This is a genomic window from Micromonospora kangleipakensis (assembly GCF_004217615.1).
Lineage (GTDB): Bacteria > Actinomycetota > Actinomycetes > Mycobacteriales > Micromonosporaceae > Micromonospora > Micromonospora kangleipakensis.
Window position 1 is genome coordinate 5,463,088 of the sequence record NZ_SHLD01000001.1, and the last position, 18,801, is coordinate 5,481,888.

The window sequence follows — 18,801 nt, forward strand, 5'->3', positions numbered from 1 at the left end:
GTCATTTTCGGCAGCGGGGCGACCGCGTCCTGTGAGGACACTCGGTGGCCAGCCACCAGCGGCTCCGGCGGCGCCGACAGGCGGGGCGGGCCGGGATCGTCCGCGACGGACCGGGCGCCGCTACGCCGGCGCGAGCACGTCGCTGATCAGCGCGCACATCGCCGCGGACGGTTCGAGCTGCAGCTCGCGCAGCAGTAGATCGCGGTAGGCCAGGAAGGCGTGCAGCGCCTCGTACGCGTTGCCTTCCCCCAGGTGCGTCGCGACCACCAGCTGGTGCGGCGCCTCGCGCAGCGGATCGGCCGCCATCGCCTCGAGCGCGGCCTGCAACGCCTCGCCGTGCTCACCGGCGCGCAGGTGGGCCCGGGCCAGCTCGTCGAGCAGGTGCAGCCGCAACCGTCTGAGCCGTTCCCGCTCGACCAGCACCCAGTCGTCGTACCAGCCGGGCAGCAGGTCGTGACGCCCGGCGGCGAGGACCGCCGCCGCCGGGCGCGGGTCACCGCCCTGGCTCACCCGGGCGGCGACCCTGGCCAGCTCGTCGACGTCCAGGTCGACCACCGGGTGCAGCCGGACGGTGTCGCCGACGGTGACCACCGGGCAGATCGGATCCCGGCGCAGCCGCCACAGCGCCGTGCGCAACGAGGAGAGCGCGCGCTCCTCCGAAACCTCCGGCCACAGCAGGGCCGCCAGCTGGGTACGGTTGGCCCCCGGGCGCAGGCCGATCAGGGCGATGCTGCGTTGCAGGCCGCGCGGCACCACCACGGTCCGCCCGCCGTGCAGCAGCCGGAAGCCGCCGAGCAGCAGGAGGCGGATCCTCGGCTGGACGTCGGACACCGACCGTGGTCGGGTGCTGCCTGTCGCGGACAACCTCTCCTCAGCGGTCACGATCGAACCCCCCTGCACCGGGACCCTGGTCGGCGAGAGCCGCCCTGGCGGAGTGGCCGGTCCACGACGCCACTGTCGGGCGGCCCGCTGGCGCCCTGACCGCGAACGACATCGCGCCGAGGATGACGAACGCCGTCATCGTCACCACACCGCGTCGATGCGCGGTCGGCCGTCCGACCGCCGCCCGGACCGATGAGATGGGGCTTGAGCTGCCCGAGGTCCGCTCGCCTCAGCTGGGAGTCTGCGGGATCGGCGTCACTCCAGCGTCATCGTGCGCCGACATCCGTGCGCTTCCGGTGACGGTCCCTTGACGCCCGCCGCCGCCCTCGTCCCGCCGCCGGACTCGGGTCGCCCTCCGCGAAGTTCGTACTGGAGACAGCGGTTTCAGGGTGGTTGTCCAGGTACTGCCGATCCCTGGACAGGCCCTGCATGGATCTCCGCGCTCGGCGGCGGCAGGCTTGCCCAGCCGAGCGGAACGTACTGACCAGGGGGTTTGTTGTGGGTGACGTGAACGTGACGGATCTGAGGGGAAAGCTCGCCGTGGTGACCGGCGCGAGCGATGGTCTCGGCCTCGGCCTGGCCGTACGCCTGGCCCGCGCCGGGGCCGAGGTCGTGCTGCCGGTCCGCAACCCGGCCAAGGGCGCCGCGGCGGTCGAGCGGATCCGCGCCGCCGCGCCGGGAGCCGTTGCTTCGACCCGGGAGCTGGACCTGGCCTCGCTCAGTTCGGTGGGCGCGCTGGCGGACACGTTGAACCGCGAGGGCCGGCCGATCCACCTTCTGATCAACAACGCGGGCGTGATGACGCCGGCCACCCGGCACACCACCGCTGACGGACTGGAGCTCCAGTTCGGCACCAATCACATCGGTCACCTGGCCCTCACCGGGCGGATCCTGCCGCTGCTCCGCGCCGGCCACGCCCGGGTGACCACCATGTCGAGCAGCGCCGCCCGCTCCGGCAGGATCAACTGGGACGACCTGCAGAGCACGCGGAAGTACTCTCCGATCCGCTCGTACGGCCAGTCGAAGCTGGCCAATCTGCTCTTCGGCCTGGAACTCGACCGGCGCAGCCGGGCGGGCGGCTGGGGCATCGTCAGCAACGTCGCGCACCCCGGCACGACCTTCACCAACCTGTACGCCTCCGGCCCGAACCTCGGCCGCAGCCGGCCCTCGCCGTACGAGTCGATCATCAGGCGGCTCTCGCGCTGGGGGGTGCTCGTGCAGACCGTCGACCGGGGTCTCCTGCCCGCCCTCTATGCGGCGACCAGCCTGCAGGCGCTGGGCGGACGGTTCTACGGGCCCGACGGGCTCGGCCAGTTCACCGGCGGCCCGACCGAGCTGGCCGTCTACCGGTCGGCCCGCGACGAGGCCGAGGCGGCGCGACTCTGGGACGTGTCCGAACGGCTGGCCGGGGTCGAGTTCGCCACCGTCTGACCGACCTTCGTCCGCCGCCGCCACCCAGAGGAGAACCACGATCATGGACCGGGCCCAACTCGCCAGCTTCCTGAGGTCGCGGCGCGCCGCGCTGCAACCCGAGGATGTCGGCCTTCCCCGGGGACGGCGGCGGCGGACCGGCGGGCTCCGTCGCGAGGAGGTCGCCGCTCTGAGCGACATGTCGACCGACTACTACAGCCGGATCGAGCAGGAACGCGGCCCGCACCCGTCCGAGCAGATGCTCGCCGCGATCGCGCGCGGCCTGCGCCTCTCGCTCGAGGAGCGCGACCACCTGTTCCGCCTCGGCGGCTACGCCGTCCCGCTGCGGGCCCTGCGCGGCGACCACCTCAATCCCGGGATGATGCGGATCCTCGATCGGCTGGAGGACACCCCCGCCCAGGTGGTGAACCTCCTCGGCGAGACCCTCAAGCAGACCCGGCTTGCCGTCGCGCTCCTCGGCGACGAGACGGGATACACCGGGCTGGCGCGCAGCCTGCACTACCGGTGGTTCACCGACCCGACCTCGCGCCTGCTCCACCCGACGGACGAGCACCCGGCGCAGAGCCGGCTCATCGCGGCGAACCTGCACGAGGCGTACACCCGGGGCGGCGAGGGATCACGGGCCGCCACGATCGTCGACGCGCTGCTGGCGACGAGCCCCGAGTTCGCCGACATCTGGCGGGAGCACCCCGTCGCGGCCGGCTACTGCGCGCCGAAGCGCCTCCAACACCCGCTGCTCGGGATGCTCGAGCTGCACTGCCAGACCCTGGTCGACCCCGACCAGTCCCAGGCGCTGCTGGTCTACACCGCCACACCCGGCAGCGAGAGCCACGAGAAGCTCCAGCTCCTCTCGGTCGTCGGCGACCAGCGCATCTGACGGGGCGCTTCGCGAGCCCGCTCAGTCGCACATGGTGACCAGCGGCTGCGTCTCGTCGACGAAGTACGTCGAGAGCATCATCGTCTCGACGGTGCCGATGTTGCGCGTTGTGGACGACACCGGGTGGGATCAGGAACGGCTCAACCGCGTGGATCGTCAGGGTGGGTCGGTGTCGAACTCCATCGCCACGTCGCGGCGCTGCGGGAGAGCTTCGGCCACACCGACATCATCGACCTCGGCGACATCTCCACCGCCCGGGCACCGAAGTGGTCCTGCCGATCTGGGTACGACCGATGGGCCCGCTGAACACCCCGATCTTCAATTCAAGATCGTTCGCTGACCGCGCGCTCGATCCGAACGGCCCGACGGCCGGCAACTAGGGACTACTGGCCCATGTCTCCGCGTCCAGGGCGCGGCTACGCTTCGTCCACACGAGCCCTGGCGGTGTCTGGAGGCGAGCCATGGTACGCAGAGGACTTGCTGTTCTGCTGGGTGCGGCGCTGGGGTTCGTGGGGCTGGCCGGGGTTGCGTCGCCGGCCCAGGCGCTGCCCACTCCGTCCGGATACTCGATCACCGGCGTCGACGTGTCCTACTTCCAGGGACCATCGCTCGACTGGGCGGCGGTAGCCCGGGGCGGCGCGAAGTTCGCCTACATCCGGGTCAGCGAGCAGGATGGTCGAGCGGTGTCGCACAACAATCCTGATCCCTTCTACGCCACCAACTATGCCGGTGCCCGGGCCAACGGCCTGTACACCGGGGCGTACCATCGCGCCCGCCCTGACCTGAGCAGCGGCAAGCAGCAGGCGGACGTCCTGCTCGGCTTCGCCCCCTACGTCTCCGATGGACGCAGCCTCCCGCCGATGCTGGACATCGAGTGGCCCCGGACCGAATGGGGCCTGAACGACTGCTACAACATGACACCCGCCCAACTGGTGGCCTGGATCCGGGACTTCGTCACCGAGATCGCGGTACGCACCGGTCGGCAGGCCATGATCTACACCAACACGAACTGGTGGAATCCCTGTACGGCCAGCAGCCAGAGCTTCGCGGCGAACCCGCTGTTCATCGCCAACTACTCGCAGAATCCGCCGCCGTTACCGGCCGGCTGGTCGTCCTTCACCGTTTGGCAGCACGCCGCGGGCACCCCCATCCCCGGCTCCGACTTCTCCACGCCCGATCTGGACGTCTTCAAGGGCGACCAGGCAGCTCTGGCCCGACTGCTCGGCGGTCCCGCGACCAGCCTGCTGGCGACCGTCAACAACCGTTACGTGACCGCGGAGAACGCCGGCGCCTCCGCCTTGATCGCCAACCGGACCGTGATCGGTCCCTGGGAGCAGTTTGACCAGATCGATGTGGGGGGCGGGTTCGTGGCGTTCCGCGCCCGGGTCAACGGCCGGTACGTCACGGCGGAGAACGCCGGCGCCTCGCCGCTGATCGCCAACCGCACAGCGGTGGGGTCGTGGGAGAAGTTCCGAATCAGCACCAACGCCGATGGCACGGTCAGCCTGCTGGCCAACGCGAACAACCGGTACGTGACCGCGGAGAAGGCCGGTGCCCTGCCGTTGATCGCCAACCGGACCGCCATCGGCTCCTGGGAGAAGTTCCGCGTCGTCACGCCGCCGGTCCTTGTCAACCTGCTGGCCAACGTGAACCTCCGGTACGTCACGGCGGAGAACGGCGGCACCTCCGCCTTGATCGCCAACCGGACCGTGATCGGTCCCTCGGAGCAGTTTGACCAGATCGACGTGGGGGGCGGGTTCGTGGCGTTCCGCGCCCGGATCAACGGCCGGTACGTCACGGCGGAGAACGCCGGCGCCTCGCCGCTGATCGCCAACCGCACAGCGGTGGGGTCCTGGGAGAAGTTCCGAATCAGCACCAACGCCGATGGCACGGTCAGCCTGCTGGCCAACGCGAACAACCGGTACGTGACCGCGGAGAAGGCCGGTGCCCTGCCGTTGATCGCCAACCGGACCGCCATCGGCTCCTGGGAGAAGTTCCTCCGGTTGACCAGTTGACCGCCCGTCCAGCCGTGCATCGATCGCCGTTCCGGCCCCCACCGGAACAGGTGGCTCGGCCTGGCGCGGTCATCTGGCAGAGGTCGGCTGGCGGTCGCGTTCCTGTGAGCGTCTGATCTCCGCCTCGGCTTCGGTCCGGCCGGCCCAGACCCCGCTTTCGATGTCGACGCTTTTGCTCGGCTCCAGGTCCTTGTACACCTCGAAGAAGTGTTGGATCTCGAGCTTGTGGAAGTGTTCCAGATCCGTGATGTCGCCGAGGTACGCGAGGCGGGGGTCAGCCGTGGGCACGCACAGCACCTTCGGGTCTGGCCCCTTCTCGTCCCGCATGCGGAACATGCCGATGGCCCGGCATCGGATGAGGCAGCCGGGAAAGGTCGGTTCCTGTACCAGTACCAGCGCGTCGAGGGGGTCGGTGTCTTCGCCGAGGGTGTGTTCGATGAAGCCGTAGTCGGCCGGGTACTGGGTAGCGGTGAACAGGGTGCGATCCAACCGGATCCGACCGGTCTGGCGATCCATCTGGTACTTGTTGCGCGTTCCCTTGGGGATCTCGATGGTGACGTCGAACTCCATGCGGTTGCTCCGCTCTTCGGACCTTCAGTTAGTGACCGGCTATCGGCCCGGTCGGTGATGAACACGGCGATCTCGCTGCCGTGCGAGTGTCGAACAGGACAACGACACGGGCGGGCCAGTAGCTGTAACGACTGGTTCGGCGGGCGAACGCGGGCACCCGAGAGTGTTCCGCCGCGGTTGGGGCCCGCCGGCATCCGACCGACGCGGGACTGCTGCGGTTAGATCAGTTCGTCCAGGAGTGAGGTGATCAACAGAGGTAGGAGCAGGGCGAGTACCAAGAGAAGTACCCGGATGCGGCCGACGCGGCGGCGTATCGCGCGCCAGACCGGCCCCCCGTGCCGCCGGTCCGGACCGGTTGGAGCGTTCAGATCTGGACCGGCGCTGCGAGTTGTCGATCGGGCTGAAGATGGCCGCCTTCGGTTTCCCAGACGGCTACGTCGTCGCCGTATCGTGCCAACCGTCGCGAGGGATCCCGTGGGCCTGTGACGATCACCAGCGCGGCCCCCGGGGGGTCGTGAACCAGCCCAGCCGCACCGTGGCGCCGCCGACGCCGATCCGGCACGGATGCCTGTCCCAGGCCGCCGGCTGGTCCTCGGCAGAGCGGATCAGGAGATCCGTCCCTCCGGTACGCCGGCGCCCGGCTCGGCGGTGTCGGCGGTGCGGTCTGGACGGGTGATGGTGGCGGTGGTGTAGGGGGGTGCCGTGCCTGCGGGTCAGCAGCCGCACCTGGATGATGCGCCGCATGGTGGCGTGCATGGTCTCGAGCAGCACGCCGAACACTGCGGCGAGCAGCAGCGCGACTCCCATCGGCAGTTGCCCGCCCGGCGGTGGCGGTCGGGCGGCATCGACCTGACCGGGCAGTCAGGCGGACAGGTTGGCTGCCGTTCCTGGCGCGAGCTGCTCGGAACCGTCGATGATCGCCTGAGCCAGGTCGGACAGCCGCCGGTTGTGGCTGCGGCCGCCGTTGCGCAGCAGCGCGAAGGCCTCCCCCACGTCGACCTGGAGCGCTCGGCGAGGACACCCTTGGCCTGCTCGATCAGGACCCGGCTGTTGAGTGCGGTCTGCAGCTGTTCGGTGGGGATGTCGCAGCGGTGGATGGCGCGGTGCTGGAGCAGCCCGATGGTGGCCACGGCGAGTGCCTGACCGATGCGGAGCTTGCCTTCGTCGAGTGCGCCCAGGTGGGTGTCGAAGAGGTTCAGCACGCCGATCACCTCGGAACGCAGGCGCATGGGCAGGGCGTGGACCGCAGCGAACCCGACCTCGGCCGCGGCGGCGGTGAGCCGGGGCGGCTCAACCTTGCTGCGATGCAACCTCGACAGGTGACATGGCGGCTGGGTCGATGTCGAGCGTCCTGAGTAGTGAGTCGTTCTTGTACGTGTCGACGAGCCGGGGCAGTTCCCGGTCGACCCAGTCGGCCCTGGCGTGCAGACCTCTGGACCGCAGCGTTGCAATGATCTCGGTTTTTTCGATGTGCATGGTATGTATCCTCATCTTCGTCGCGTGGATGGTGGCATGAAGGCCCAGCAGCGCGGCTGTGTGGCCAATGGACGGTCCGCTGACGCGGGCGACGACCGGCACGCCGCAGCCCCGCATACCGCACGTCCGCCCCTGGTGACACCGGCGGTGTCCGCCAGATAAGCCCGACCACCATGCCCCTTCCACCGATGGAGGCCGGCATCAACGGACTTTCACGGCGCCGGGGTCTTGGGCGACACCCGTACCGTACGCCGACGGCCAGGTCATCCCCTCGGCCGGCTGCACGTCCCGCTGGTGCCGTCAAGATCAGGAGCGAAGTTGTGGGGTGAGGTCGCCCCGCGTCAAGACGGCGAGGCCGTCCTGCTCGATGCGTACGACCAGAGCGCGCGCCCAGGCGACGAGACCAGCCACGTCCACGCCGTGTGGCGCAGCGTCGGCGTAGCCTTCCACACGGTCCGCGGCGCGCCTCAAGAGCTCCGCCGCCCCCACTGCGTTACCTCGCCGCGCGTGTGTGAGGCCCACGGCGAGTTGGGCCAGCCCCCGCCATAGCTCACGTTCGCCCCCTGGGGCAGCCTTCCAGGTGCTCTCCAGTACCTCGTGCGCCTGAAACGCTCGGCCCGCGTCGAGGAGTCGCTGCGCCTCGGTGAGCGTCTCGTCCGGAGATAGCGCGAGATCGTCGGGAACGCCTTCGACCCCAGCCGCGCCGCGGGGTAGGGGTCGACCCAGTTCGTCACGTGGGCGGGCGTTGCGCGGGCGCCCCGCGACATCCCTGTCGCGCTCACGGTCACCGGCTGAACTCACCGTTTCGGCTCCGGAGCAGCCCACCGGCGGTGCGAGACATGACGGTGAGACCACGAGCCCCCGCCCTCGGAACCTTCCCGACCGGCAAACCAGCATGACGGAACCGCGGGACCCCTTCGCGACGACACGGTCGCCCCCTTCAACGCTGCCCGGTGCACCTGATCGCAGCAGCCCACGCCTGTTGCAGGCCCAAAGCACGAGGCGAGCGACGACGTCATCACACTACGCCGAAAGTACGACATGCGAGCGGCGGAGGCGCTGTCGGCGGATAGCCATGTCATGGCGCCCTGGAGGCCGGGCCAACAACGCTGCGCCCTGGTGTGGTCACAGAGGGCCTGCTCATCAGCGGCTGCCGCGGCGCGCGCCCACGTGGGTTCGAGCGGAAAAGGCTGCTGCGCCCGACGGCCGGGCGGGTGCCGCAGCCGCCGTACGGCCACCTCGGCCCGAGCCCGACTGCGGCGATGACGTCCCATGCGGTGACACGGATCCGGTGTGAGGCATGGCGGAGGAAAGTGGCTTCGGCTTCCGACGTGAACGGCCGTGCCGTGACGTGTCGGTCACGGCCGGATGGTCGACCGGTGGTGTGACGAACGAACGTTGACCGGGGGCGAGTTGGGTGAGCAGCGGATGGCCGGGCCGCAGTCGGGTGGTCGTCGGCGCGATGCCCGCCTTGCGGGCCAGCTCGCGCACGTCGCCGACCTGGTCGTCGGTCATGAGCGTGACAACTGTGCCGTGCGCGCCGGCACGGGCCGTTCGGCCGGAACGGTGCAGATACGCCTTGTGCTCCACCGGCGGATCAGCGTGGATGACGAGGGTGACGCCGTCGACGTGGATGCCGCGGGCCGCGATGTCTGTGGCGACCAGCGTCTTCGCGCTGCCTTCGGAAAAGGCGAGCAGGTTGCGGTCGCGCGCGGATTGGGCCAGGTTGCCGTGTAGCTCCACGGCCGGCACCCCGGCGGCGACGAGCCGGCGGGTCAGTGTCTTCGCCCCGCGTTTGGTGCGGGTGAACACCAGCGTGCGACCCGGCGCGGCCGCGAGATCGACCAGGACGGGAAGCCGGTCGTCATGGCTCACATGCAACAGGTGGTGCGACATCGCCGCGACCGGTGACAGCGACGAATCGACGCTGTGGGTGACCGGGTCGGTGAGGAACCGGCGCACGAGGACTTCGACCCCGGCGTCGAGCGTCGCGGAGAACAGTAGCCGCTGGCCGGATCGCGGGGTCTGGTCCAGTAGTTGCCGAACCACGGGGAGGAAGCCGAGATCGGCCATGTGGTCGGCCTCGTCGAGCACCGTGATCTCGACCGCGTCGAGACGTGCGTGGCCCGTCCTGAGATGGTCGGCGAGCCGGCCCGGGCAGGCCACAAGGATGTCCACGCCCGCGCGCAGGCCGGAGACCTGGGGGTTCGGGCTCACCCCGCCGAAGACGGTGAGGGTGCGTAGCGACAGCGTCCTGGCCAGCGGGGCGATGGTCGCCTCGATCTGGGTAGCGAGTTCGCGGGTGGGAGCGAGGATCAGCGCACGCGGACGACCGGGCCGCCGCGGCGAGGTGCTGGCAGCCAGCCGGGTCAGCACGGGCAAGGCGAATGCGTAGGTCTTGCCCGAGCCTGTTCGGCCCCGGCCGAGCACGTCGCGTCCGGCGAGCGTGTCGGGCAGCGTCGCCGTCTGGATCGGGAACGGCGTGGTGATACCGCCGGCCGCAAGCGCCTCGGTGAGCGCGGCGGGTACGCCGAGGTCGGTGAACGTGGTGGACGTAGACGAAGGTGTGGTGTGGGGGCGGCGTGCCGCCATGAAATCTCCGAACGTGGAAGGGTCGTCCTGCCCGGCGCAGACCTGAGCGGTCGCGGCGCGTGGTGGTCGACGTCAAACCCGGCCCGAGGCAGAACGATGCGAGCCGTGTACCCAATCTACCCGCGCCGGCGAGTTACTTGGGCGCCTGCGGCGTCCAGGTTGCCCGTCCTGAACCGGCGGGTGGGGGACGGGAATTTAACGCTGTGGTGGCCGGTTGCATCGGTTGGTGGTGTTTTTGCGTGTCTGTGGTGATCTGTGACGCCCGCGCGTCAGGTGCCGCGGGCGTTTGTCATCTCCTCCTCCCGACGGGTTGACGCTGCCGGCCGACGACGGCCCAGCGGGCTCGCATGGCGCGGGCCCCACTCCGAAGAGGGAGACAGTTATGGCACAGGGAACTGTGAAGTGGTTCAACGACAACAAGGGCTTCGGCTTCATCACCGTCGACGACGGCGGTAAGGACGTCTTCGTCCACTTCTCCGAGATCCGCAACGACGGCTTCCGTAGCCTTGACGAGGATCAGCGCGTGGAGTTCGACATCACGCCGGGCGCCAAGGGTCCACAGGCGACCGCGGTGCGCGTCCTCTGATCGCTCTTTACGCTGCCGTCGTGAGCTTCGATCGACCAGGCTCCCGGCCGCGGTGGCGGGTGCCCAGATTCCTGCAGCCGCACCTGACGACACCGCCCGACTGAGCTGGCTGTCGAGAAATCCCGCTGGGCACGCGGGCGTGCGCGAGCCCAGTCCCCAGCGCCTCGCCGCTAAACGCTCTCCCGTGACGCCGGCGGCGTAGGGGCGCCTCAAGCGACGGTCGGCTCACTGCGTCATCCGCTGGTGGGCCGACCGTCTCCTCCCCCACGACGCCTGGATGGCGACCTGCCCTGCAGGTGAGCAAGCATGCACGGCGGGGGCGCAAATGCGATAGACAGTACCAATTGTCTTTGCCACGTCAGTTCGCACGTCCGACGGCCGTGCCATTCGTTCAGTGGCCGGTCGGCGGGATCGACGAAGGTTTGTCCGCGTGCTTGGCCTTCTTCGCCGCCCGCTTCTCCTTCAAAGTCTTGCCCTGCTTCTTCACATTGCTCTTCTGGTGAGACTTGTCCGCCATAACGGCCCTTCCCTCGCAACGTCAGGATGGTGGATCGGCCGCAGGTCGGCGGCGACTTCGATGTCCGCGCCAAGCGCGATCTGCCGGACGGAACACGTGGACAACAGGCGATGCCTGGTCGATTGGCCACCCTGAGCCAAGAAAATTATGGTCAGACGACCATGTCCATAGCCTAGTCCTCGGTAGCACGCGGGCCGCGCGGGGCCGTTGCGCCCCACACTTGCGATTCCCTCGACGGCCCGGTCGTCACCGCGGCGCGTTCTCCCGGACCATCCCAGTGCCGACGGGCGTCATGGAGAAGACCATCGCTGCCCGGTACGCGGACGGGATGTTCGAGATCACCGCGAAGGTCGGCGACATCATGCCGGGCGCGAAGGAGATCCCGATCAAGGTCGAGAACGGGGAAAAAAGCTGATCGGTTGGAACGGCTCTCGTTTCAGGCCCACCCGGTCGTCCAGGACGCCGGCCGGCGGCTGTTCCACGAGGGGCGATCCGCCGACCGCTTCTAGTTGCTGAGGTCCGGGCGCGTCGATTTGGACATGGGCGTACCCGATCGCGGTGACATCCTCATCGAATGTGCGGCCGCGACGGCCGGCAGCGATGCGCGAGTCAACAAGGGGCAGCGGCAGGCGGTCAATCGGTGGTGTTGGTCTTCGCTCTACGACCTCCGACAACCTGGCGACGGCCTGGCCCAGGGGCCGGCTCCCACGTCGCGAGGTGCAGGGTGCGGCGCTGCAGCCCGGACCGGGCTCGGCCTTCTGCCGAGAGCCGATTTCGCTCGTAGCTATCTTTGTTGATATCGATGACCTGCGCGGTGTCGGGTGGCAGCATGCCGTCCGACACAGCGACGCCCCGTTTCCCGCATTCCTCGCCCTACTGGCCGGTGGTCAGTCATCCCCTGCTGCGGCGTGTCCTGCCCGGATTGGCGTTGTCCGCGCTGGGCGATGGCATGGCGTTGGTTGCGGTGACCTGGCTGGCGTTACAGCTCGCGCCACAGGCCCAGCGCGGCATGTGGATCGCGATTGCCGTAGCTGCATACACCCTGCCCAGTGCGGCCGGCACCGTGATCTTCGGCCGGCTTCTGAGCGGTCGAAGTGGTGCGCAGCTTGCTGGTGGGGATGCGATCCTGCGGGCCGGGGCGCTCGCGGCGATCCCGACCGCCTACCTGATCGGGGTGCTCAACACCGGGCTGTACGTGACGCTGCTCGCCGTGTCCTCGCTGCTGCACTCGTGGGGTTCCGCCGGGCGCTTCACCCTGATCGCCGAGGTCCTCCCCCAACGGCACCACCTGCCGGCCAACGCGGTGCTCACCACCATCGGCGCGTCCGCCACCATCGTCGGGCCTCCACTGGCGGGCATCCTCATCAGCTGGGCCGGCCCGGTGTGGGTCATCGCCGTCGACGTGGTCACGTTCGCCGTCCTGGCCCTCACCTATCGCCTCGCCATTCCCGCTGCCGACCGACCCGAACCAACTGAGGCCGCCGCCTCGCGCACCGCCGGCTTCGGCATCATCCGCCACAACCGGACCCTGCTGGGCTTACTGGCACTGAGCTTCGGGCTCTTCTTCCTCTTCGGACCGGTGTACGTGGCCATGCCGATCCGCGTCGCCGAGGATCTGCACGCCTCGGCAGCAGTGCTCGGGATCTACTACACGGCGTTCGGTATCGGCGGCGTCCTCGGCGGTCTGGCCGCCGGCTACCTGCACCGCTGGTCGCTGTGGCCCACCACCCTCGGCATCGTCATCGGGTTCGGCGCCGCCATGCTCCCGCTCAGCCTGGACGCACCCATCAGCCTGTCGCTGCCGGCCTTCGCCCTCGCGGGCCTGATCTGGGCGCCGTACATGTCAACCACGATGGCGCTGTTCCAGCGCAGCACCACCACCACCAAGCTCCCCCAGGTGCTAGCCGCCAACGGTGCCGTCCTTGTGTTGGCGGTGCCACTGGGCACCCTGCTCGGCGGCCCTCTGGTAGCCACCATCGGCGCCCGAGAGACGCTGCTCCTGTGCGCTGCGGCTACGGTGGCCCTCGGCGTGATCGCAGCCGGTCTCACCATCCTGCGCCACAAACCATCCACAACCGGCGGCGCGTCATCCCCCTGCCGGTCGTCTGACGCGGGCCGAGCCTTGACGTCAACGAACATAGAAGACTGAGCCAGAACGACAGGTGCCGGGTGGCGACGCTGATTGTGCGCCGGTCGGACGGACACCGTCGGACGCAGGACCGTTCACGAAATGATTGACGCGATCGCATGGCCAGCCGCGTTGAAGGTGGGGCCGGGCGTCTGCAGCTCACCTGTCTCCGAGGGCTGGCGGATCGGAAGGGTGAGTGCGTGGAGCTGCGGTACCGAGCACCAGGTAGCCCGGGGTGCGAGGCCGGACGGGCGCCCTCGGCGTATGCGTTGATGATTCCTCGGGTCTGGTTGACGGCCATCTCGCACGGTATGCCGGTGATGAGTCCCATCCCGTCCGAGCGGATATCAGGGCCGCTGCACGGGCGGTGGCCTGCGACGAAGGTCGAATGCTGCTGGATGCCGGGCGAAGGCCCACGTGCTGAGCCCGAGGGCGACCAGACACAGCGTCGCCGGGACGAGGAAGCCGACCTGGTGTCCCAGCGCGGCAACTGACACGGTCGCCACGAGACTTCCGTTGATGGCCGCCACGTTCTCGTGACTGAGGTATATCGACGTCGCCGTGCCGGCACGCCCCACCATCAACCGCTGCGCGAGGTCGATGCCGACCATGACCGTGGCGGCGCCGAACAGCGCGTAGAGGATCTGCAGCAGCATCAGCTGCCCGGGTGTGGTGATGACGACGAGGCCGCCGTAGTAGGCCACGCTCGCGGCACCGCCCACCAGGAACACTGTGCCGCGGCCCCACCGCACGGCGGCGTACGCCATGATCGGCATGAGTACCAGCTCGCACAGCGGTGGCAGCGCCAGCGCCAGCCCGGTCAGTTGCAGCGGGGCGTGCAGGGATACGCGCATCAGGATCGGCAACTGGGACAGCAGCATGATGCGTCCACTGGAGAACAGCACCATGACGACCGCGAGGATCAGCAGTAGCCGCTGACCCCCAGCCGGCCTCGTCCGGACACCACCCCTGTCGCCGATGTTCTCACCCGTGACCGGGTGCGGTGTCGCGGCGGCGATGGTGTCGCCCGCTCGCAGCAGATACCACGACAGCGCGAGACAGGCGAGGCAGACGACCGAAACGACCCGGAAGAGCGGACGTGGCCCGAGATAGGCCAGACCGAGACCGCCGACGCCGAATCCGGTGAACGAACCGATGGACAGCACGATGCGCATCGCGGCGATCACAGCGGTGGAGGTAGCGGTGTCGTTCCGGCGTTCAACGAGGTCGCGGGTGTAGGCCATCAGCTGCACGTTCGGAACGCCGACCACGCAGAAGAAGACGACCCCGACGGCGAGCATGGCCGGGTACGACCGCACGCTCGCCAGGATCGCGTAGCCGGCGGCCAGCCACGCGAGGCTCGCCGAGATGATCACCCGTCGTTCGCCGCCCCGGTCGGAGAAGCGGCCCGTTGTGAGCATCACGGCCATGCCGGCCAGAGCGACGACGGCGAAATTGATCGTCGCCATGGTGTCCGAGGCGCCCAACTCGTCCCGCGCGAACAAGGACAGCACACCGAGTGCCGCGAACGACGCCGTGGAACTGACCAGCATCAGCGCCATCAGCGGCCGGTACGGCGCTACGGCCTGCCACGCAACCACCAACCGACCATCACCGGGCGCCTCCCGCCGAGCGTCCGTCTGCGCCACCACCAACACCTCCGCCCGGCGTGGGACCGGCAGCCACCGGTCCCATCATCTGCCTGCGCGTGACGCTTCGACGACCCGGACTGCCCTTCCAGAATCCTCGGCGCCGCCCCGCCAAGCGACCGCCGAGAGTCCAGTCCGGCGGCTACAGCTCGAACGACACTCCGGTACGGGAAGGTCCGACTGCACCTCAGCCCGCGGCGGTGCGCAACAGGACAGTGAGCTGTTTCAATCTGCGGTAGGCCTGCAACGGCAGTGGGGCGAGGCGGATACCCGATCGGCAGGGAACGTGTCGGTAGTGATCGCTATGGTGTGCCGACTGCCCGCCCAACCGGTGTGTGTCCGCTGTTGGACGGCGCTCCCCGGCGCCCCTGCCGGGGTCGCCACAGCTGGTGCGCGCTGTGGGGGGGCAGCCCGCCGTTGACGTCAGTGCAGGAGGTTCCGCGAGTGGTCAGCAGCCGTAGCTTCGACTTCGTGGGCGGCAGTTCCTCGAAGTTCTGGGAGGTTACCCGCGACGGCGTCGACGTGGTCGTCCGGTACGGCCGGAAGGGCACGACCGGCCAGACAACCAGCAGGACCTTCACCACCGAGGACGCCGCCATCGCGCACGTCGACAGGCTGGTCGCGGCGAAGCTGGGCAAGGGCTACGTCGAGTCCGACACCGTCGACCAACGCCGGACCGCGTCTCGCGCCGGCGGTGAGCCGGCGGTCGCCGATCCGAACACGAGCGCGGTGCCCGTCTCCGACGTCGCGGTAGCCGATGAGGACACGTTCGTGGTGCCGTCCTCGTGGCGTCGCAGCTTTTTTCCCCGCCGGGGCGGTGCCGGCGTGCCAGCGCGCTGGCCTGACGCGGCCGCCCGGGCCAACGCGGCGGCGCTGCTCACCACCCACTCTGAGCGCATCGAGCAGTCCCTACGGCACGGCCAGACCGACCCGGAGGTGGCGGCGGCTGGCCTCGACGTGCTGGCCGGAACGCCGTCCCCGCTGGGGGCAGCGGCGGTCGCCGCCGCCCTGATGGCCAGGGCCACCTGGCGCCAGCAGGACGACCTGCGGGTACTCGCGGATCTGTGGTTGGCCGACCACGATCTGCCCTTCGCCACCGCCGCGGCGGCGGAACTGCTCTCCGTGGGCTGGGACTATCGCGGCAACTACCACAGCGAGGCCGCGCTGCCCCTGCACCGCCTCCGGCCGCACGAAGCCCGCGCGTGGTTGGTACACGAGGCCGGCCTGACGATCGCCGGCCGCGTCCGGGCAGCGCTCGCCGCCGCCTCCCACGACGAGTACGCCGCCAGCCTCGAGGCGCTCGGCCCGTACCGGCAGGGCACCCTGCACCAGCGGGTGGCGGCGACCTTCCTCGCGCCGACCGAGACCGACTGGCATGACGAGGCCGTTGCCGCGGTCACGGCCGCCGGCGACGAGAACCTGGCGGCGGTCCTGCTGACCGTGGTGACCACGCCGTCGCATGCCGCCCGGCTTGCCGACCTCGCCGACGACTACTCGACGGTGCGGTCGGCCACGCTGGTGTACTCGTTCGTCGCCGGGGTCGGCGCTGCGGCGGCGCCCATCCTGGCCCGCTGGTTCGACGACGCCTACGTCGAGGCGGACGGCAAGCGGCGGCTGCTGGCGGCGCTGGCCGCGCTGCCCGGCGACGAGCCGTTCCGGCTGCTGCTCGACCGCTTCGACCGCAAGTACGTGCCGGCCGCCCTGCTCGACGCCGCCGGGCGGTTCCCCGCTCGGGCCCTGCGCCTGCTCGCGGCTGACCCGCGACGCGGCGTGCGCGACCTGCTGCCGGCGCACGCGCTGGCTCACCTCGCCGTGGTCGAGCGGGTGCTGCCGACCCTGTCGGACGACGTGGCCGGCCGGATCCGGGCCGTTCTGGCCGACACCGTCGCGGTGACGGAAGCGCCCACCGAGGCCCTTCCCGAGCTGATGGTCCGTCCCCCGTGGCTGGTCAAGCGGGCGGCTCGCCGGCCCGTCGTGGTGGAGGGCCTGGTCTGCGCCGACGAGCCGGCCATGGTGTGGGCGCCCGGCGAGCGGGACGCCTGGCGTGACGCCACCGGCCACCGCCGGGCCTGGGCCAACCAGGACCGGACCTGGGAGTCGGTGGCCACCCGGGTGCGCAACGGCGCGACCGGCTGGTGGGAGGCGACTGACTTCTTCGTCCGGGCGCCCGAGGAGATCGCCCGCCCGCTGATCCGCGAGTGGCGCGCCCGTGACCTGTGGGATGGTGCCGCTTGGATGCCGATCGTGGTGGGGCGTTTCGAGCTGGACGCCCTGCCCGCCGCCCTCGACGCCGCCCGGCGCAGCCCCGCCACCATCGCCGGCGCCCTGCTCCCCTACACGTCTCCCGAGATCGCAATTCTGATGGCCGACTGGCTCGGCCGGCTCAAGTCGTCGCGGCCGGCCGCGCTGGCCTGGCTGGCCCGGCACGCTGCGGCGGCCGCCCGGGCGCTGGTACCGCCGGGGCTGGGCCGGCCCGGAGTCGAGCGGCGCCGCGCTGAGCAGGCCCTGTGGGCGTTGGCTGGCAACGGGTACGCCGAGGACATCCGCACCGCCGCCAAGCAGTACGGTCCGGAGGCTGCGGCCGGGATCGACCAGCTGTTGGCCGTCGACCCGCTGGACCTTCTGCCGGCCCGGATCCCCCGGCTGCCGGAGTGGGCCGACCCCGCCCGGCTGCCGCGGCTCCGGATGCGCGACGGTTCCGGTGCGCTGCCGCTGCCCGTCACGGCTCACGTGGCCACCATGCTCGCGATGTCGCGCCTCGGCGAGCCGTACGCCGGTGTGGCTGTGGTCAAGGACCTCTGCGAGCCGCACAGCCTGGCCGACTTCGCCTGGGCGCTGTTCCTCAGCTGGCAGGCGGCGGGCAGCCCCGCCAAGGAGAGCTGGGTGCTCGAGGCGCTCGCCCTGGTCGGCGACGACGAGGTCGTACGCAGGCTCGCGCCGGTGATCCGGGCGTGGCCCGGCGAGGGCGGTCACGCCCGAGCCGTCACCGGCCTCGACGTGCTCGCCACGATCGGCACCGACGTGGCGCTGATGCACCTGCACGGCATCGCGCAGAAGGTGAAGTTCAAGGGCCTCAAGGAGCGCGCCAGCGAGAAGATGCGGGAGGTCGCGGCGGGGCTGGGGCTGGAGCCGGAGCAGCTCGCCGACCGGCTGGTGCCGGACCTGGGGCTCGACGCGACTGGCAGCCTCACGCTTGACTACGGGCCCCGCCAGTTCGTGGTGGGCTTCGACGAGCAGCTCAAACCCTACGTACGGGACGCCGACGGTAAGCGCCGCAAGGACCTGCCGAAGCCCGGCGTGAAGGAGACGCTTGCGCCGGCCGCGTACCGGCGGTTCGCTGGCCTGAAGAAGGACGTCCGCACGATCGCCGCGGAGCAGATCCGCCGGCTGGAGCAGGCGATGGTGACGCAGCGGCGGTGGACGGGCGGGGAGTTGCGCCAGCTTTTCGTCGGGCATCCGCTGCTCTGGCACCTCGTCCGGCGGCTGGTGTGGGGCCGGTACGACGAGCAGGGCGCGCTGGTCGGTGCCCTGCGGGTGGCCGAGGACCGCACCTTCGCCAATGTGGATGACGACCCGGTGCTGCTCAGCGATGACGCCGTGGTCGGGGTCGCCCACCCGCTGGAGCTGGGCGGCAGCGTGGCGGCCTGGGGGGAGCTGTTCGGCGACTACGAGATCCTGCAACCGTTCCCGCAGCTCGGCCGGGAGGTACACACGCTGACCGAGGAGGAGCTGACGGCGCACCGGCTGACCCGGTTCGAAGGGATCACGGTGCACGTCGGCAAACTGCTCGGGCTGGAGCGCCGCGGCTGGCACCGCACCGCGCCGGAGGACGCCGGCATCCAGGGCTGGGTCGAGCGCCCGCTGCCCGATGGCGGTGGGGTCGTCATCGGGCTCGACCCGGGCATCGCCGTCGGCGTCGTCAACGAGTTCGCCGAGCAGAAGCTCGAGGAGATCTGGGTGCGGCGCGCCCAGGACCGGTACTGGGACCGGGAGCGGGGGGCGTCGTTCGGCGAACTCGACCCGGTCACCCGTTCCGAGATCATCCGCGACCTCAAGGAGATCACCGCATGAGAGTGGC

The 18,801-nt window shown here is 70.1% G+C and carries 15 protein-coding genes and 2 pseudogenes; 7 read left to right on the plus strand and 10 right to left on the minus strand.

The window, feature by feature from the left end; genetic code table 11:
- Positions 1–126: 126 nt before the first annotated feature.
- Positions 127–831: pseudogene (locus EV384_RS26310) on the minus strand (AfsR/SARP family transcriptional regulator); the annotation flags it as partial.
- Between the two features lie 564 nt (positions 832–1,395).
- Between EV384_RS26310 and EV384_RS26315 the strand changes: the two are divergent.
- From EV384_RS26315 to EV384_RS26330, 3 genes are all read left to right on the plus strand, one after another.
- A complete protein-coding gene (locus tag EV384_RS26315; protein ID WP_278045644.1) occupies positions 1,396–2,313 on the plus strand; it encodes an SDR family oxidoreductase in 918 nt (305 codons plus the stop codon).
- Positions 2,314–2,356: 43 nt separating this feature from the next.
- The gene (locus tag EV384_RS26320) at positions 2,357–3,190 is read left to right on the plus strand and encodes a helix-turn-helix transcriptional regulator (protein ID WP_130337446.1); all 834 of its coding nucleotides are present in this window, start codon (positions 2,357–2,359) and stop codon (positions 3,188–3,190) included.
- A 461-nt stretch (positions 3,191–3,651) separates the two neighbouring features.
- Complete coding sequence (locus tag EV384_RS26330) at positions 3,652–5,205, plus strand: GH25 family lysozyme (protein ID WP_130337447.1); 1,554 nt, start codon at positions 3,652–3,654, stop codon at positions 5,203–5,205.
- Positions 5,206–5,274: 69 nt separating this feature from the next.
- Here EV384_RS26330 and EV384_RS26335 read toward each other — a convergent pair whose 3' ends face one another.
- The 7 genes and pseudogenes from EV384_RS26335 to EV384_RS26360 form a co-directional block, all read right to left on the minus strand.
- Positions 5,275–5,775: an inorganic diphosphatase gene (locus EV384_RS26335; RefSeq protein ID WP_130337449.1), complete on the minus strand. Its 501-nt coding sequence runs from the start codon at positions 5,773–5,775 to the stop codon at positions 5,275–5,277.
- A gap of 489 nt (positions 5,776–6,264) precedes the next feature.
- Complete coding sequence (locus tag EV384_RS26340; protein WP_130337451.1) at positions 6,265–6,582, minus strand: hypothetical protein; 318 nt, start codon at positions 6,580–6,582, stop codon at positions 6,265–6,267.
- Positions 6,583–6,636: 54 nt separating this feature from the next.
- Positions 6,637–6,768 (minus strand): hypothetical protein, encoded by a 132-nt coding sequence (locus EV384_RS36905; protein ID WP_278045645.1) that lies wholly within the window; start codon positions 6,766–6,768, stop codon positions 6,637–6,639.
- 14 nt (positions 6,769–6,782) lie between these two features.
- A pseudogene (locus EV384_RS37400) lies at positions 6,783–7,004 on the minus strand (ANTAR domain-containing protein); the annotation flags it as partial.
- A 61-nt stretch (positions 7,005–7,065) separates the two neighbouring features.
- Complete coding sequence (locus EV384_RS36440; protein ID WP_242624301.1) at positions 7,066–7,353, minus strand: hypothetical protein; 288 nt, start codon at positions 7,351–7,353, stop codon at positions 7,066–7,068.
- A 204-nt stretch (positions 7,354–7,557) separates the two neighbouring features.
- The gene (locus tag EV384_RS37105) at positions 7,558–8,148 is read right to left on the minus strand and encodes a DUF309 domain-containing protein (protein ID WP_130337453.1); all 591 of its coding nucleotides are present in this window, start codon (positions 8,146–8,148) and stop codon (positions 7,558–7,560) included.
- 246 nt (positions 8,149–8,394) lie between these two features.
- The gene (locus EV384_RS26360; RefSeq protein ID WP_130337455.1) at positions 8,395–9,843 is read right to left on the minus strand and encodes a DEAD/DEAH box helicase; all 1,449 of its coding nucleotides are present in this window, start codon (positions 9,841–9,843) and stop codon (positions 8,395–8,397) included.
- Positions 9,844–10,225: 382 nt separating this feature from the next.
- On the opposite strand from EV384_RS26360, the gene EV384_RS26365 reads away from it, so the two are divergent.
- Positions 10,226–10,429: a cold-shock protein gene (locus EV384_RS26365; protein WP_130337457.1), complete on the plus strand. Its 204-nt coding sequence runs from the start codon at positions 10,226–10,228 to the stop codon at positions 10,427–10,429.
- A gap of 391 nt (positions 10,430–10,820) precedes the next feature.
- Here EV384_RS26365 and EV384_RS36910 read toward each other — a convergent pair whose 3' ends face one another.
- The gene (locus EV384_RS36910; protein WP_278045646.1) at positions 10,821–10,946 is read right to left on the minus strand and encodes a hypothetical protein; all 126 of its coding nucleotides are present in this window, start codon (positions 10,944–10,946) and stop codon (positions 10,821–10,823) included.
- 292 nt (positions 10,947–11,238) lie between these two features.
- Between EV384_RS36910 and EV384_RS36915 the strand changes: the two genes are divergently transcribed.
- Both EV384_RS36915 and EV384_RS26370 read left to right on the plus strand, forming a co-directional pair.
- Positions 11,239–11,361 carry a hypothetical protein gene (locus EV384_RS36915; protein WP_278045647.1) on the plus strand — a complete coding sequence of 41 codons (123 nt, stop codon included), beginning with the start codon at positions 11,239–11,241 and terminating at the stop codon, positions 11,359–11,361.
- Between the two features lie 378 nt (positions 11,362–11,739).
- A complete protein-coding gene (locus EV384_RS26370) occupies positions 11,740–13,095 on the plus strand; it encodes an MFS transporter (RefSeq protein ID WP_423202919.1) in 1,356 nt (451 codons plus the stop codon).
- A 326-nt stretch (positions 13,096–13,421) separates the two neighbouring features.
- Here EV384_RS26370 and EV384_RS26375 read toward each other — a convergent pair whose 3' ends face one another.
- Positions 13,422–14,723: an MFS transporter gene (locus tag EV384_RS26375; RefSeq protein WP_130337459.1), complete on the minus strand. Its 1,302-nt coding sequence runs from the start codon at positions 14,721–14,723 to the stop codon at positions 13,422–13,424.
- Positions 14,724–15,167: 444 nt separating this feature from the next.
- Here EV384_RS26375 and EV384_RS26380 point away from each other — a divergent pair, with 444 nt between their 5' ends.
- Entirely contained in the window at positions 15,168–18,794 is a 3,627-nt protein-coding gene (locus EV384_RS26380; RefSeq protein ID WP_130337461.1) for a DUF4132 domain-containing protein, read from the plus strand.
- Positions 18,795–18,801: the final 7 nt, after the last annotated feature.

Bases quoted from the DNA above. Each gene is read 5' to 3' on its own strand.
- EV384_RS26340 (WP_130337451.1), bottom strand. From the start codon at position 6,582: ATGGGAGTCGCGCTGCTGCTCGCCGCAGTGTTCGGCGTGCTGCTCGAG.
- EV384_RS26320 (WP_130337446.1), top strand. From the start codon at position 2,357: ATGGACCGGGCCCAACTCGCCAGCTTCCTGAGGTCGCGGCGCGCCGCG.
- EV384_RS36910 (WP_278045646.1), bottom strand. From the start codon at position 10,946: ATGGCGGACAAGTCTCACCAGAAGAGCAATGTGAAGAAGCAGGGCAAG.
- EV384_RS26330 (WP_130337447.1), top strand. From the start codon at position 3,652: ATGGTACGCAGAGGACTTGCTGTTCTGCTGGGTGCGGCGCTGGGGTTC.
- EV384_RS36915 (WP_278045647.1), top strand. From the start codon at position 11,239: ATGGAGAAGACCATCGCTGCCCGGTACGCGGACGGGATGTTCGAGATC.
- EV384_RS37105 (WP_130337453.1), bottom strand. From the start codon at position 8,148: ATGCTGGTTTGCCGGTCGGGAAGGTTCCGAGGGCGGGGGCTCGTGGTC.
- EV384_RS26360 (WP_130337455.1), bottom strand. From the start codon at position 9,843: ATGGCGGCACGCCGCCCCCACACCACACCTTCGTCTACGTCCACCACG.
- EV384_RS26365 (WP_130337457.1), top strand. From the start codon at position 10,226: ATGGCACAGGGAACTGTGAAGTGGTTCAACGACAACAAGGGCTTCGGC.
- EV384_RS26335 (WP_130337449.1), bottom strand. From the start codon at position 5,775: ATGGAGTTCGACGTCACCATCGAGATCCCCAAGGGAACGCGCAACAAG.